The 15,524-nt window shown below is 44.1% G+C and carries 9 protein-coding genes; 5 read left to right on the top strand and 4 right to left on the bottom strand.

Features of this window, described 5'->3' with window-relative positions:
• Positions 1 to 84 precede the first annotated feature (84 nt).
• From ACRC32_RS28970 to glgX, 4 genes are all read right to left on the bottom strand, one after another.
• Positions 85 to 1,536, bottom strand: coding sequence for a sensor histidine kinase (locus ACRC32_RS28970; RefSeq protein WP_438557218.1), 1,452 nt, complete (start codon positions 1,534 to 1,536; stop codon positions 85 to 87).
• A gap of 2 nt (positions 1,537 to 1,538) precedes the next feature.
• On the bottom strand, positions 1,539 to 3,200 hold the full coding sequence (locus ACRC32_RS28975) for an FAD-dependent oxidoreductase (protein WP_438557219.1): 1,662 nt from the start codon (positions 3,198 to 3,200) through the stop codon (positions 1,539 to 1,541).
• 210 nt (positions 3,201 to 3,410) lie between these two features.
• Positions 3,411 to 5,585 (bottom strand): AGE family epimerase/isomerase, encoded by a 2,175-nt coding sequence (locus ACRC32_RS28980; RefSeq protein WP_438557220.1) that lies wholly within the window; start codon positions 5,583 to 5,585, stop codon positions 3,411 to 3,413.
• A 37-nt stretch (positions 5,586 to 5,622) separates the two neighbouring features.
• Positions 5,623 to 7,740, bottom strand: coding sequence for a glycogen debranching protein GlgX (glgX, locus tag ACRC32_RS28985; RefSeq protein ID WP_438557221.1), 2,118 nt, complete (start codon positions 7,738 to 7,740; stop codon positions 5,623 to 5,625).
• Between the two features lie 1,050 nt (positions 7,741 to 8,790).
• On the opposite strand from glgX, the gene ACRC32_RS28990 reads away from it, so the two are divergent.
• From ACRC32_RS28990 to ACRC32_RS29010, 5 genes are all read left to right on the top strand, one after another.
• Positions 8,791 to 10,359: a GMC oxidoreductase gene (locus tag ACRC32_RS28990; RefSeq protein WP_438557222.1), complete on the top strand. Its 1,569-nt coding sequence runs from the start codon at positions 8,791 to 8,793 to the stop codon at positions 10,357 to 10,359.
• A gap of 86 nt (positions 10,360 to 10,445) precedes the next feature.
• The gene (locus ACRC32_RS28995) at positions 10,446 to 13,190 is read left to right on the top strand and encodes an MGH1-like glycoside hydrolase domain-containing protein (protein ID WP_438557223.1); all 2,745 of its coding nucleotides are present in this window, start codon (positions 10,446 to 10,448) and stop codon (positions 13,188 to 13,190) included.
• Between the two features lie 18 nt (positions 13,191 to 13,208).
• Positions 13,209 to 14,045, top strand: a complete 837-nt coding sequence (locus ACRC32_RS29000) for an MIP/aquaporin family protein (protein ID WP_438557224.1) — start codon at positions 13,209 to 13,211, stop codon at positions 14,043 to 14,045.
• Positions 14,042 to 14,812, top strand: coding sequence for a glucose 1-dehydrogenase (locus ACRC32_RS29005; protein ID WP_438557225.1), 771 nt, complete (start codon positions 14,042 to 14,044; stop codon positions 14,810 to 14,812). Before ACRC32_RS29000 ends, ACRC32_RS29005 begins: the two co-directional genes overlap by 4 nt.
• A 141-nt stretch (positions 14,813 to 14,953) precedes the next feature.
• Positions 14,954 to 15,524 (top strand): SMP-30/gluconolactonase/LRE family protein (locus tag ACRC32_RS29010; RefSeq protein ID WP_438557226.1); only part of this gene is annotated, 571 nt, incomplete at its 3' end.

Genomic DNA, 15,524 nt, shown 5'->3' on the forward strand with positions numbered 1-15,524 from the left:
TATATTAATATCCATATGAAAAGGTAGTAGCATTAACTATATCGAAAGTAGCCACGCATACAGAATCACCGCGCAGCTAACTTTTTAGCCTATCTCGCCACTCACTAAGATTGATGAAAGTGGAGTACTTGAGCTTTCCTGACGATTTCGCACTTGACACGGAGCGATCGGCAGGCGAATGTGAAAGCAAGTATTTCCTGGCTCGGAATGAAAGCGGATGTCACCTGTGTGTTTCTCTATAATTCGATAGCTAATAACCAAACCTAAGCCAGTTCCTTGACCCACACCCTTGGTAGTAAAAAATGGCTCGAAGATACGCCCTTGAATGTCTGGCGGAATGCCTGGACCATTGTCAGCAATCTCTACGAGCAAATCGTTATTGTCTCGCGCTGTGCGAATCCAGATTTGTCCGCGTCCGCCCATTGCATCGATCGCATTGTCGATCAAGTTAGTCCAAACTTGGTTCAACTCACTTCCATAAGCGCAAATAGTAGGCAGGCTGCGATCGTACTCGCGCGACACAGCTACACCGCCCTTAAGTTTGTGACCTAGTATAATCAACGTACTTTCAATTCCCTGATGTACGTCTAAATCCTGCATTGGCGCTCGATCCATATACGAATACTCTTTGACTGCTTTAACTAGCTCGGAAATGCGTCCTGCGCTCTGCTCAATTTCGTCTAATAACCCCAGTCCAGTCAGCGTTGCCTCGATCCAGCTCAGTACTTTACCTAAGGATTGAGTAGGCACATGTTCTATGACAACATCTAGCCATTCTGTATCCAGTCCTGCTACTGCCAGAGTAGGGGCGAGATTCCAGCTATCTTCAACGCCGTTTGCCTCAAGCCAGATAGCGATCTCATCCTCCCGATCGCTTTGCACGAGCAGATCTAACTGTAGTGGTGTTGCGGCACGCGCGATCGCGTCTTGCAGAATATTTGCTAGAAAAGCCATTTGCGTGCTTGTCATCTGCTGTTGGTTCAGACTGAGTGCCAGTAAGAGCAATTCTTGGAATAATTCGTGCATGTGCTTCGCACCTCGACTGACCGCTGCTGCTGGATTATTAAGTTCATGGGCAAGACCAGCTGCCATAGTACCTAGTGCAAGCAGCTTTTCGTGGTGTCGTGATGTTGTTTCCAAGATTTGCGTCCGCTGGGCTGTTATGACCAGCAGATCGCGTGTAATCGAAGGACATCTGGTTAGCATTTGCCAGAAAGCATGTGTGTCCCATTTCAACACGCGACTAGCTTTTGTAGCCCGTCCGCTAGCAAAGTAAGGCATATCTAATAAAATTAACTCGTGACCTGTATACGTTCCTGGTCCAAAGGTCATCATATGCCTTTCTATATCACCAACTTTTTTTGTCAGTTGTATTTCGCCTTCCACAAGCACGTAGAAATTTTTCGGCGGCTCTCCTTCAAGCGCTAGATACTCTCCAGTGGCTAGCTGAATCAGGCTACCGTGTTCGGCTAACCATTGCAATTGCTCATCTGTAAGTTCTGCAAAGAGCGATGTTTGTCTTAAGGCATCAAGCATAATTACATCTTACTCAGGTATTGATGAATGAACTGAACGGCAATCGAACCTTCTCCTACCCCTGAAGCAATGCGCTTCACCGAACCGTGACGCACATCTCCAGCCACAAAGATGCCAGGTACGCTACTTTCGAGCAAAAAAGGCTCGCGATCGAGCGTCCAGCTTTTGATGCAGCGTCCATTACGGTTTAAACTTGCTCCAGTCAGGATAAAACCTTGTTCGTCTCTTGCCACGATGCCATCTAACCAATCTGTACGCGGTTTAGCACCAATCATGACAAAGAGTAAGTTTGTAGGAACAGATTGCTTTTCGCCTGTCTGGGCATCAACAATCGTAATTGCCTCCAAACAGTTTTCACCATGAACCTGGACGATGCTAGAGCGTACCCTAACTTCAATGTTCTCTGTTGCTGAAATCTGGTCGATTAAATATTGGGACATGCTTTTAGCGAGAGAATCGCCGCGCACCAGCATTCTCACACGGCTAGCGTATTTAGCAAGATAGACCGCTGCTTGTCCGGCTGAGTTAGCCCCGCCAACGATGTAAATCTCTTGATTTAAGCAAGAGAGTGCTTCAGTCATTGCTGCCCCAGTATATACGCCAGCTCCAATCAGATTCTCGATCCCAGGTATATTAAGTCTGCGATACGAGATACCAGTAGCAATAAGCATTGCATGACAGCAAACCTCTGTGCCATCGCTTAGTGTCAAAATACGATAGGGATCGGCGACTCGAACACCAGTCACCTCTTGTGGCGAGAGAATCTCTACGCCGAACCGTTTGGCTTGAGTTACTGCGCGTCGGGCTAGATCTGCTCCACTCAATCCAACAGGAAAGCCCAAGTAGTTCTCAATACGAGAACTCGTTCCTGCTTGCCCGCCTGGGGCTTCTTTTTCAATTAACACGGTTCGCAATCCCTCAGACGCTCCGTAGACTGCTGCTGCTAAACCAGCTGGACCAGCGCCGACGATCGCTAAGTCGTAGAATGGCATTTGGGCATGGGTTCGCAATCCAAGTTTCTTGGCAATTTGCGTATTTGTCGGTTGTATTAAGTGAGAACCATCGGGAAATAATACCAGTGGTAAATTTGCTGCACCAGATTCGGTGTAGTTAGCCCATTGGCGTGCCTCTTCTTCTGCCTCAATGTCCAGCCATTGATAAGGTACGTGATTGCGAGCCAAAAAATCTTTGATTTGATGCAGATGGGGCGACCAACGCGAATCAACAATTCGCAAACCTTCAAAGGGCGGACGACAAGACGAAATCCAATCATCTAGTAAATCGTCCAGCACGGGATATAGTTTTTCATGTGGCGGGTCCCACGGCTTGAGAAGGTAGTAATCAATCTTTGCTGTGTTGATGGCGCGGATGGCAGCATCAGTATCCGCATATGCAGTTAGCAAGACCCGCTTTGCATCTGGAAAAAGTTCCATCGCCTGTGCGAGAAACTCTACCCCTGCGATCTCTGGCATCCGCTGATCTACTAAGAATAGTGCTACCATTTCCCTGCGTAACTTAACTTGTTGCAGTGCCTTCAGAGCTGTTAAACCCGATTCCGATCGCATGACTCGGAATCGGCTACCATACTCGCGTCGGAGATCGCGCTCGATCACTCGCAAAACTCCTGGATCGTCGTCTAAAGTTAACAGAACAGGATTAGCCACAGTTACTCCTTCATAACCTAGTCGCGTTGCGACCAACAGCGAAATTTTTGATGCAAGTGTCCCTGCTTGGTCAAATGTTCCCACACATTATCGTAATGGTATGACAACAGGCAGGAAAACACCTGCAAAATCTGGTTTACCAAAAACCAAGCACTAACTCAGAAATTATTTGGTGTCAGGGTTTTTCGTCATACAGATGGGTAGTTATTCTTAGGGAACTAAATACACGTTGGCTGTTTCAGTCACATCATACCGATTTGACAAAGTAATGCCTTGACAGAATGAACTCATCTTGAGGTAATTCTTCACATTTTCCTGCGCGCCAACTACATGAATTTGCACGTCAGAACCTAGCTTTTGCTTTGTGAAAATCAGAAAACGCAGTCCAGCACTAGAGATACACTTTAAGTCTTGTAACAGAAAGACGAGGCGTTTGAGTGGCTGTGTTTGTACCTTTTCTAACTCTGCTTCTAGAATTGGTATTGCATTTGCATCTAGTAAGCCAGTTAATGAAATCTTGGCAGTTCCATCAGCGACTTCCAGTAAAGCGGCATCAAAGAAAACCTGAATCGGCAGAATTCTGACTCTTACTCTCACTTGGTCGCGAGTGTCAGGCAGTTTGACAGTCAGTTGGTTGGCATCAAAATCAGTATACGATCGGTCGTCGATCCATACTTCACCAATCCGCACGCTACCTGGTGGCAGAATATCCGGTGCAACTCGCAGGAGGTTGTCTTTGAATGCTCCTGGTCTAGGCTTAAAGTATAAGTCCATTGGCTGTTTCGTAATTAGCAAATTTGTGTAGACCGCAGCCAAGTAAGCTAACTCGAACGAGTGGTAGCCGCTCATTGAATGGCTACCTTTGCCACGCTCAGTCCCCATTAGATAAGGAATTCCGTTTGCCAAGACATTAAAGTAGACACCACCAGACTGGTTATCGAGGAACCAAGCATTATAGAAAGCTGCTGACTCCCGTGCTAAACGTCGATACTCAGTATTACCAAGGGAACCAGCTAGGATTAAGTAAGCTAAAATAGCTTGCTCTTGCTGCCACCAAGCCTTGCGATCGTGCCAGACGAAGCGGTGTGCTTCTTGTCCTGGTTCCAAATTGCGCTCTACGACATCATACCAGCCTCCACGTTGGCGATCGCTACCAACATCTGGCATAATTTCGGCAATTTCTTCGGCTAGAGTGGTATACCGTTCTTTTGGTTTCAAGTGGTTCATTCGCATCAGATTCCAAGCAATTTTGAGGTTATGACCCACCACTGCTCGGTTCTGCTGCCAACCCCACGTCGTGTCGTGACTCCAATCTTCATAGAAACGCTCTTGCACAAATGGGCTATTGTCGAAATCTGGGAAACGTTTCTCAATGGTGTCAAACGTATACTCAAGGAAGTCGGCGTATTTGTCTTCGCCAGTTGCTAACCAAAGGTTGATCAAATAGGCTGGAGCATGATCGCCAACTGAATTCCAGTTCTTTTTAGCGCGGTTTCTCCCTAAAGTCTCGGCATGAGGGCTGAGGGTAATAGGATCGATGTGAGAGAAAAAGCCGCCTTTGTCTGTTTTGTCTAAGAGATAGCGGTTAAATAAATTGACAGTTAATTCAATGTCGTTCATGATGCGTGAGTCACCTGTCACCCGATAAGTCTGGGTGGGACCAGCTAACGCATAAATTTGCTCGTATGCTGGCAGCGCATCATAATCATCCCCAAATTCTGAGGCAAATATTTTCTGTTCGCTACCATCTGGCTTCACATCAACACCATGATACCAGTAGCAGATTTCTTCGCCTTCATCGAGAAAACGCATGTGTTCGCGCAGATATTCAGTACCTTTTTCCGCCGCTTCTAGGTAGCGATCGTCACCAGTCATCATGTATGCTGTGGCGAAACCGTAAACTAGGCGAGAAATGGTATCAGTTTCCTGACGATTGGAATCTTCTTTGGAACCCACTAAACCGATTCCAGTACGATATTTCCGATAGTCGATTTCACCATCTTCAAACTGTGCCTTCAGATAAAAATTGGCAAGACTTCGGATCTGTTTTACCCACCAGTCCGGTCTTTCAAACAGATACTCGTTTTCTGTCCGACCCAGAAAGACAACGTGTTTGGCTTCAAACTTATTCCGATCTGCTTCAGGATAGAAGATGCCATAGGCAAAAAGATAGCGATCGGGGATAAGCATTGACTGCATTTGGCTAGTACAGTCATAATATGGTTCTCCCAGATTGCGTACCATTTCTGCGTAAGTTGTTGAGGTCAAGACTACCTCAAAATTTCTACCATCAGAAGTTTTCAGATTAAAAGTGTTTCTGCTTGAGTCGAATTCTGTCACGTATCCAGCAAGCAAGTCCGAAAATGAAAAACCCATATTACTCATTGAATATCTCCATTGAGGGAAATTGATGTTCTACTAACTATTTAGAAATGAGAACGACGACACTACGCTCTTTGACAGGGCAAACATTGCCTGAAACCAAAATTTCTTTCCCTGACTCCATAATGTCCATCGGGGAAGGTTCCGCAGTATCAATGACTTTGTACCAATTCCTACCCTGAATTGAGGGAGTTTCAAATTCTAGAGCATCCCAGTACATATTGAACATGATATGAATATCTGCTTCTCCTTCAAAACCGCCTAAAGTCAAGGCAAGAACTCTAGAATGAGGATCGTACCATCCTGGATTGAACAACTTTGTGCCGTGCCAAGACATATCTGCTAAACCACGCTCATTGACATCGCCACTGAAGAACTGGGAACGGCGTAAAGCAGATTGACAATAGCATTTACGGAACTCGATCGCCAGCTTAAAGAACCTGAATATATCAGCATTCTTCTCCACCAAACTCCAGTCAAACCAACTAATATCACTATCTTGACAGTAGGCATTATTATTACCTTGTTGAGTACGCCTGACTTCATCGCCAGCCACAATCATTGGTACGCCCTGCGACAGTAGAAGAATAGCTGCAAAGTTTTTAATTTGCTGCCGACGCAATGCATCAATTTCTCTATCTTCAGTTTCCCCTTCAATACCACAATTCCAGCTCAAATTATCATTAATGCCATCGCGATTACCTTCGCCATTAGCTTCATTGTGTTTATTGTTGTAAGAAACTAAATCATTGAGAGTGAACCCATCATGGCAAGTGATGAAATTAACGCTATTAATTGGTAGATGCCCACTAGCTTGATAGAGATCGGCGCTGCCAGCAATTCGCCAAGCAGCAGATCCCGCTAATCCTGAATCTCCCTTGACAAAGCGTCGGATATCATCTCGGTAGCGTCCATTCCATTCTGCCCATCGATAACCAGGGAAGTAGCCAATTTGATAAAGCCCAGCAGCATCCCATGCTTCTGCAATAATTTTGGTATCGGCTAAGATTTCAGATGTTTCAATGTGCCATATGACTGGTGGATGAATTAAAGGTACTCCATCTTGACCTCTGGCGAGGATAGAGCCTTCGTCAAATCGAAAACCATCAACGTGCATTTCCTTCACCCAAAATTCCAGGCAATCTACAATTAACTTTTCCACCATAGGATGGTTACAGTTAACAGTATTTCCGCACCCAGAATAGTCCATGTAGTAATACTTGTTGAACGGTACTAGGTGATAGTAAATGCTATTGTCAAGTCCTTTAAAGTTAATCGTAGGACCGTCATGGTTGCCCTCGTCCGTGTGGTTAAAGACTACATCCAAGATCACCTCAATCCCTGCTTTGTGCAGTGCCTTAACCAGATCTCGAAATTCTCGGATCTGGCTGCCTATTTCTGGCGAGGTACAATATGAACCTTCAGGTGCAAAGTAGCTATGTGGATTGTATCCCCAGTAGTCTCTTAGTGGCTTACCGTCAACCTCTCGAAAAATATTTTTTTCATCAAAGTCAAAAATTGGCATCAGTTCAACAGCCGTGATCCCCAACTCTTTTAGATAAGGAATCTTCTCGACAATTCCAGAGAAAGTACCGCAGTGTTGACAGCCAGAAGAAGGGGACTTAGTAAATCCTGCAACATGAAGCTCATAAACGATCGTCTCACTCATGGGTCGGTTAAGGGGGCGATCGCCTTCCCAGTCATAGTCCGATATATCAACGACTACACTACGCATTGAGGTAGCTATGTTATCTTTTGTCCCTAAAGCATCGACGCGACTCCAAAGCACATTGGTATTTCCCTTTGCATATGGATCGAGCAATACCTTATTCCTATCAAAGTGATGTCCTGCTTGTATGTCCTGAGGTCCACTCACCCGATAAGCATAGTACGTGCATGGTTTCAATCCTCTAACATAGACATGCCAGAAGTGAAAGGTTTTATTTATCCTTGGATTTAGTTGAATAATCTGTGTGGGTTCAAGATCGTCATGATTCTCAAATAACAAAAGTTCTACAGAGGTGGCATGTTCTGAAAAGATTGCAAAATTGACTCCTTCAGAATTTGGCGTTGCACCCAAGGGATGTTGGCATCCTGGCTCCAATTGGTATTTAGTCTTCGCTAGCTCAACTTGCTGTGTAGCTGTAGTTAGAATCATTACTCTTCCTGACTATTTTTTTACGACATTTGCTGAGCAGAATCAGCAATTGAAGGCTCAGTAAAAACCTAGAATTTTGCCCAAGCTGCCTCTAAAGCAGTATTCATTTGAACTAACTTCATCAGATTAGTTTGAAGTTTTTGTTAGCTGTATAGCAAGCAAAAAATGGATGGGCGAGTATAGCTTTTTTCTCGATTCTTTAGTTGCGATCGCTTGCTTGCTGAAGCTTCGGCATCTTGGCACGATACTTACAGCGTTGTGCAAAAGACTATTGAGTTTTAGCCGATGTTTGATACTGAAAAGCTTATGTAACACGAAGTAAGAACACAATGGTTGAACTTTCGGAGCTAGTTTGTATTCTTTAGGAGCTACTCAGTATCGAGGTCTTAACGTTATACAAGCTACTTTTTTAGAACCATTTACTGAAAAAATTAATAAGTTAATAAAACCAATATAGATTGTGAAACGTTTTAGAAAGCACTCGTATTTTTCAACAATCTGATTCAATGCTTCTAGATAATTTGCTAAACGAACTTGACTTTATTTTAATTGTTTCAAAAAGTTTTGAGTTTTGTTTATTTAATGAGAAGCAATTATTCTATAAAATTAAAATTTATGTATTCTAATTTAGAAAATAATTGGAATATGTTTTTTTATAGTGCTGCGGATCGCATCTATCTAAAAATAGCTATAAAGGATTTTGTTTTACAATCTTAAGAAAATATTAAAAAAAATATTGAGCGTTGAAATCAAAATAATGCAAACTTAATTCTAATTTTTGTCTCTTTTCTAAAAAAAAATTGATAAATATACTTCGGATGAGTTTGGGATTTTCAGTGTGTTTAGGTAAAAAAATACTTTGACAAACAAAAGCAAAGGCTATGTATCTTTGAAAAAGTTAAAAAGTTTGATGTTTGTAGTATAGAAAATACATGTTTCGCAAGTCTAGTCAGCGTTGTTACTTTCCTCGAAACAGAAATTGTTAACTTTGAAACCACTAGCCGCTTTGCTTAGAAATTTCATAACTCGATCGTCATAAATTGAGGAACTATGAAGAACAGGTTTCGCAGCCGTCGCCGCTTTCTGCAAACTACCGCACTTATTTCTGCTGGTGCTGCCATAAGCCCGTTAGCTAGTATTTATCGCGCGAGCGCCCAAGATAAAAATGTTCCAGATGAAGCCGTAGAAGCTCTAGTTCTTGGTAGCGGTTTTGGCGGAGCTATTACAGCTCTGCGTTTGACACAAGCTGGGATTAGAACTTTGATGATAGAGCGAGGACTCCGCTGGCCCATTAGAGATGATGGAAATACTTTTGCTACTTTTCAACAAATAGATGGTCGAGCTGCCTGGTTAAGTAATACGACATGGAATGGAGTCCCCGTCGATCCGTTTACAGGAGTGCTAGACTTTTCTCAGGAAAATGGAATTAATATCTTGCATGGAGCTGGCTTTGGAGGTGGATCGTTAGTTTACAACGCGATTACTTACCAACCCAAGCGCGAAATATTCAGTGGTATTTTTGCTTCTGATGTTGTGGACTATGATGAATTGGATGCAGTTTATTATCCTCGCGTGCGATCGCTCCTACAACCCGCTAGCATTCCTGATGATATTTTGGCAAGCCCTTACTACGATCGCGCTAGGTTATTAATCGAACAAGGAAACAGAGCAGGCTTTGCTACATATCCATATAATCTTGCAGTAGATTGGAATATAATTCGCCAAGAAATAGAAGGAACTAAGATACCTTCTGCAATTATAGGTAATCATTGGTACGGTATTAACAGTGGGGCTAAAAATAGCTTAGATCGCAACTACCTATTTCAGGCAGAGCAAACTGGATTGTTAGATGTTTTAACTCTACATCTAGCTACGGATATTACTGAAGTACCTGAATATGGATACAGAGTTTTATGTACTCAAATTGATACTTCAGGAGCAGTCATTGCTCAGAAGTCTTTTACTTGTCGCTATTTATTTTTAGCAGCTGGTTCTATTGGAACTGCCAAGCTGTTAGTTAGGTCTAAAGCAACGGGTTTGTTACCAAAATTGAACGATGAAGTTGGCAAACATTGGGGAGGTAATGGAGATGCGATTGTAACTCGTAGCAACTTGTCACCATCTGTATCTGGTAAGGGAGGACCGGCATGTGTAGTGCTGGAACACCTAGATAACCCTCTTGGTGCAACTGTTCTTGAGGATATTCCAGATGCAAATGCGGCTGATGGTACGCTACAGTTACTAGCTTTAGGTATACCTCGACAAACAGGGACATTTACATACAACGCATCTACTGATTCTGTCCGCTTGAACTGGACTCAAGACAATGCTCAGTTAGATGCTGTCAAGTTAACTGCTCAAATCCTTGATGAGAAAAATACGACCTCAACCAGTAAGCCTACGTCAGAATTTATAAATTCTATCTCTGGGCATCCTTTAGGAGGAGCAACACTAGGAAAAGCCTGCGATCGCTACGGGCGCATCGCTGGGTATAAAGGTCTTTATGTCATGGATGGAGCGATGATTCCTGGCTATACAGCTATCACAAATCCTTCCTTTACTATTGCGGCTTTAGCAGAACGCAATATAGAAAAAATCATTGCTGAAGATCTTGGATAGTTTACTAGTTTTGCATGTCGTAGTTACTGTCTAGGTTGTCATCGCTAGCCAATGAATATTAACCCTAGCATTGAGGCAGGAAAGATATGACCAGAGAAGAAGCAAGATTGCAAGAAGTCCGCGATCGCACCGCCCACTGGCAACGTTGGGGACCCTATTTAAGCGAACGACAGTGGGGAACCGTGCGAGAAGACTATAGTGCGACAGGGGAAGCTTGGGATTATTTTCCTCACGATAGTGCCTCCTCTCGCGCTTATCGCTGGGGAGAAGATGGAATTGCTGGGATTTCTGATAACCATCAACGCCTTTGTTTTGCGATCGCCCTATGGAACGGAGAAGATGCAATTCTCAAAGAGAGAATGTTTGGTCTCACGGGAAATCAAGGCAATCATGGGGAAGATGTCAAAGAATATTACTTTTATTTGGATAACACCCCCACGCACTCCTACATGAAATGCCTGTATAAATATCCTCAACAGGCTTTTCCTTACGATCGACTCGTTGAGGAAAATCAACGTCGAAGTCGTCAGGATTTAGAGTATGAACTGCTCGACACAGGCATATTTGCTGACGATCGCTACTTTGATGTTTTCGTCGAATATGCTAAGGATTCACCGGAAGATATTCTAATTCAAGTCAGTATCGTTAACCGAGGAGCGGAAGCAAAAACGCTACATCTATTGCCTACACTTTGGTTTCGGAATACCTGGTCTTGGAATTCTCCCCAAGAACAACCGATTCTGAAAGCCGTCAAATCCGAGTCCGATCTCAGTATTATTGAAGCCATCCATCCAACGCTTGGAGATAGATGGCTGTACTGTGACGGGGAAACAGAACTGCTATTTACAAATAATGAAACTAACTTTGAGAGATTATTTGGAGCGAGCAATGCTTCTCCCTACGTCAAAGATGGAATTAACGATTATCTGGTAGAAGGTCGAAAAGAAGCCGTCAACCCAAATCGGCTTGGTACTAAAAGTGCGGCTCATTATGCATTGTCAATCGGAGCAGGCGAAACTAAAATTGTGCGGCTACGCCTAAGCGATTCGCCGAGTTTAATTCAGCCTTTTGAGGCTAATTTTGACGAAATTTTGCAAGCTCGGCTTTTGGAAGCAGATGAATTTTATCATCGAATTTGTCCATTCTCCATTTCAGAAGATGAACGCAACGTCCAACGACAGGCGTTTGCAGGTATGTTATGGAGCAAGCAGTATTATTACTATGTAGTCCATGAATGGCTGAACGGCGATCCTAAAAATCCGACACCACCAACCGAACGAAGGCATGGCAGAAACCATGAGTGGATTCATCTATTTAACGATGACATTCTTTCAATGCCAGATAAGTGGGAATATCCTTGGTTTGCCGCTTGGGATTTGGCTTTTCATGTGATTCCACTAGCGGCAATCGACCCAGACTTTGCCAAACGTCAGTTGAGTCGCTTGACGCGGGAATGGTACATGCACCCTAACGGTCAGCTACCAGCTTATGAATGGGCTTTTAGTGATGTGAATCCACCCGTTCACGCTTGGGCTACCATGCGCGTGTATCAGATTGAACGTAAAATGTACGGTCGTGCCGATACGAATTTTCTAGAGCGGGTATTTCAAAAATTACTACTGAACTTTACTTGGTGGGTAAATCGGAAAGATGCTGAAGGCAATAACGTCTTCCAGGGCGGCTTCTTAGGATTAGATAACATTGGTGTCTTTGACAGAAGCGCCGAACTGCCTACGGGTGGACGTATTAATCAAGCAGATGGCACAAGTTGGATGGGGATGTATTGCCTGAATATGCTGGCGATCGCTCTGGAACTAGCAAAAGTAGACTCTACCTATGAAGATATTGCCAGTAAATTTTTTGAGCATTTTCTCTACATTGCTGATGCAATAGATGGCATTGGTAAGACGGAAATATCTCTTTGGGATGAAGTTGATGGATTTTATTATGATGCATTGCACCTGCCTAATGGCGATCGGTTGCCCTTAAAGGTACGTTCGATGGTAGGACTCATTCCGCTATTTGCCGTTCAAACCTTGGAACCAGAAATGTTGCAGCGTCTCCCTGGTTTCAAACGACGGATGGAATGGTTTATTAGAAATCGCCCAGATCTACGACAAAATGTTGCTTGCATGGAATCACCCGGAGTAGGGGCAAGAAGACTGTTGGCGATCGCCTATCGTGAAAAACTCCAGCGCATTCTGAAAAGAATTTTGGATGAAAGCGAATTTTTAAGCCCCTACGGCATTCGTGCAGTTTCCAAATTTCATGAGTCTCATCCCTATATTTTTGAAGCCAATGGATATCAGTATCGCGTGGACTACGAGCCAGCAGAATCTAGCACTAGTATGTTTGGCGGAAATTCTAACTGGCGCGGACCGATTTGGTTTCCCGTCAATTACTTAATTATTGAGTCACTCCAAAAGTTCCATCACTACTTTGGGGATGACTTTAAAGTAGAGTGTCCTACTGGCTCTGGTCGCATGATGACACTCTGGGAAGTTGCATTTGAATTGTCCCAAAGGCTAGTCCGAATTTTTTTGGAAGATCCATCTCACAAACGACCTGTCTACGGTGGTATCGAGAAGTTCCAAACCGATCCTCACTGGCACGACCTAATTTTGTTTCATGAATACTTTCATGGCGACATCGGTGCGGGAATTGGTGCTAGTCATCAAACTGGCTGGACGGGATTAGTCGCCAAACTGATTCAACAGTGTGGAGAATATAGCGATCGCCACACTCCACAACGCCAGTCGCCTCAACGGGGGGAACCCCCGCACCGCACCCCACACCCTGTTCGTGACAGCATTGCCCAATCTATAACTTAACAAGTTGAGGAACCCGAGATGAAACGTAGGATTGCCAGTAGCAGACCCAGTGCTATCCCTGCTTACCTCGCAGAACTGGTAGGCACAATCTTAATGATATTCAACGGTCTCTCTTGGGTTTGCTGGAATTTTAGCCCAGAATCCCCAATCGTCAAGTTAATACCTAACCCTAACGTCCGCTTGTGTCTCACAGCTTTATGTTTTGCTGGGGGAGGAACGGCGATCGCTTACTCGCCCTTAGGAAAACGCTCTGGAGGACATCTCAATCCCTCAGTCACTTTGGGCTTCTGGCTGATGAAAAAAATCTCTACCCGCGATGCTTTAGCATACGCCTTCATGCAGGTTATTGGCGCTTTGATTGGTGCTGCCTTAGTACTCATACTGTGGTCTGACTTTGCTCGCAGCGTTCATCTGGGTGCGACTCTGTTGGGGAAAGGAGTATCACCAGTCATGGGTTTTGGAATTGAGGTTGGCATTACATTTTTGCTGATGTTGACAATTTTAATCTCAGTCAACTCGTCTATTATGCCTTGGACTGGTGCAATCGCCGGGGCGCTAGTTGCTTTTCTGGTATCTACCGAATCGCCGCTGACTGGCACTAGTCTAAATCCAGCCCGCTCTTTTGCTCCAGCTGCCCTGATTTCGATTTGGCAGGATCAATGGATTTACTGGATTGCTCCACCTCTTGGGGCTGCTTTAGCTGCACTCCTGTACCGACAGGGGATTATTGGTACTGGAAAATCCTACTGTAGCAAGCTTTTTCACGTATCAGAAATTCCCTGTCACCATGCCAACTGCGGTTATTGCAGCCCTACTAAAGTTGATGTTTTTCGGACAACAAGGAGAAAGTTATGAAACTTGAAGGTAAAGTTGCACTTGTGACTGGTAGCAGTCAGGGGATTGGCAGCGCGATCGCCGTCCGCCTTGCCAAGGAAGGAGCAAATGTTGTCATTGACTATCGCTCTCATCCAGAAGGCGCAGAAGCTACATTAAAACAAGTAGAAGCAACTGGACGCAAAGGTTATATCGTTCAGGCAGACTTGGGAGTAGTTAGCGATGTTCGCAGATTAGTTGCTGAAAGCATTCAATATTTTGGTCAACTGGATATTTTAGTGAATAATGCTGGAGTTGATGGTAAGAACGCTGATTTCTGGGACGTTACCGAAGCTAATTATGATGCAGTGCTGAATGTTAACTTAAAAGGTGCATTCTTCGCTACACAGGCGATCGTGCAACATTTGATTGAAACTAAACGCAAAGGCAAAATTATCAATATTAGTTCCGTACATGAAGAACTGCCTTTTCCCCACTTCACCCCATACTGTGCGAGTAAGGGTGGGTTGAAGATGATCGCGCGAAACTTGGCAGTCGAACTAGGGTCTTTGGGAATTACAATTAACAATGTAGCCCCTGGAGCAATTGAGACTCCAATCAATACTAATCTCTTAAATGACCCTCAAAAGCTGGGAGCGTTGTTACAAAACATTCCTTTAGGACGTTTGGGTAAACCAGAAGATATTGCACCTGTGGTTGCTTTTCTAGCTTCATCTGATGCCGACTACATCACTGGTTCCACCTTTTTTGTTGATGGTGGGCTGCTGTGGAACTATCACGAGCAGTAGGTGAGTGTGTATTCGATCGCCTCTTTTGGCGATCGCGTTCTTACCCTCGCTCTCATCGCACTTAGATGGAGCATAACAGAATTTGTAGATCGGAGCGAGGTTTATGACACAAATAGGTACATCTTACATAGGTTTTTTACCATGCGGAAAATAATTGCACTCTTGTTTAGCTCTACAGTGCTAGCTTCTTGTAGTCATACCACGCTAGACACTTCATCTACTATGTCCGAGCAGGTAAAACTTGTTTCCGATCGAGCTGTAGTAACTACCTCACAAGAAACATTACCAGCAGCGCATACTATCTCACCAGAAAAAGTACTGCAAAGTGATAAATATAGTGAGGGAATTGTTTTCGATCGTCAAGGCAATCTCTACTTTTCCCAAACTAAAGCAGGAACGATTACGATTGTATCACCCGATGGCTCCAGTCGAATTTGGGCTAAGGTTCAAGGAGCTAACGGACACAAAATTCTGCCCGATGGCTCTCATATTATTGCTGCCAAAAATTCGGTGGTACAGTTGGATGCCAATGGCAATACCTTAAAAATAATTGCCGATCGGTTTAACGGCAGACCACTAGTGTATCCCAATGACATCACTGTCGATCCGCAAGGAGGTTTTTATTTCACCGACTCTGGCGACTCAAATCCTCAGAATCCCAATGGTGTAGTCTACTATGTCGATGCCGCAGGTAAGCTCAACCAGGTGGCTA

This window comes from Chroococcidiopsis sp. (assembly GCF_051657925.1).
Lineage (GTDB): Bacteria > Cyanobacteriota > Cyanobacteriia > Cyanobacteriales > Chroococcidiopsidaceae > Chroococcidiopsis.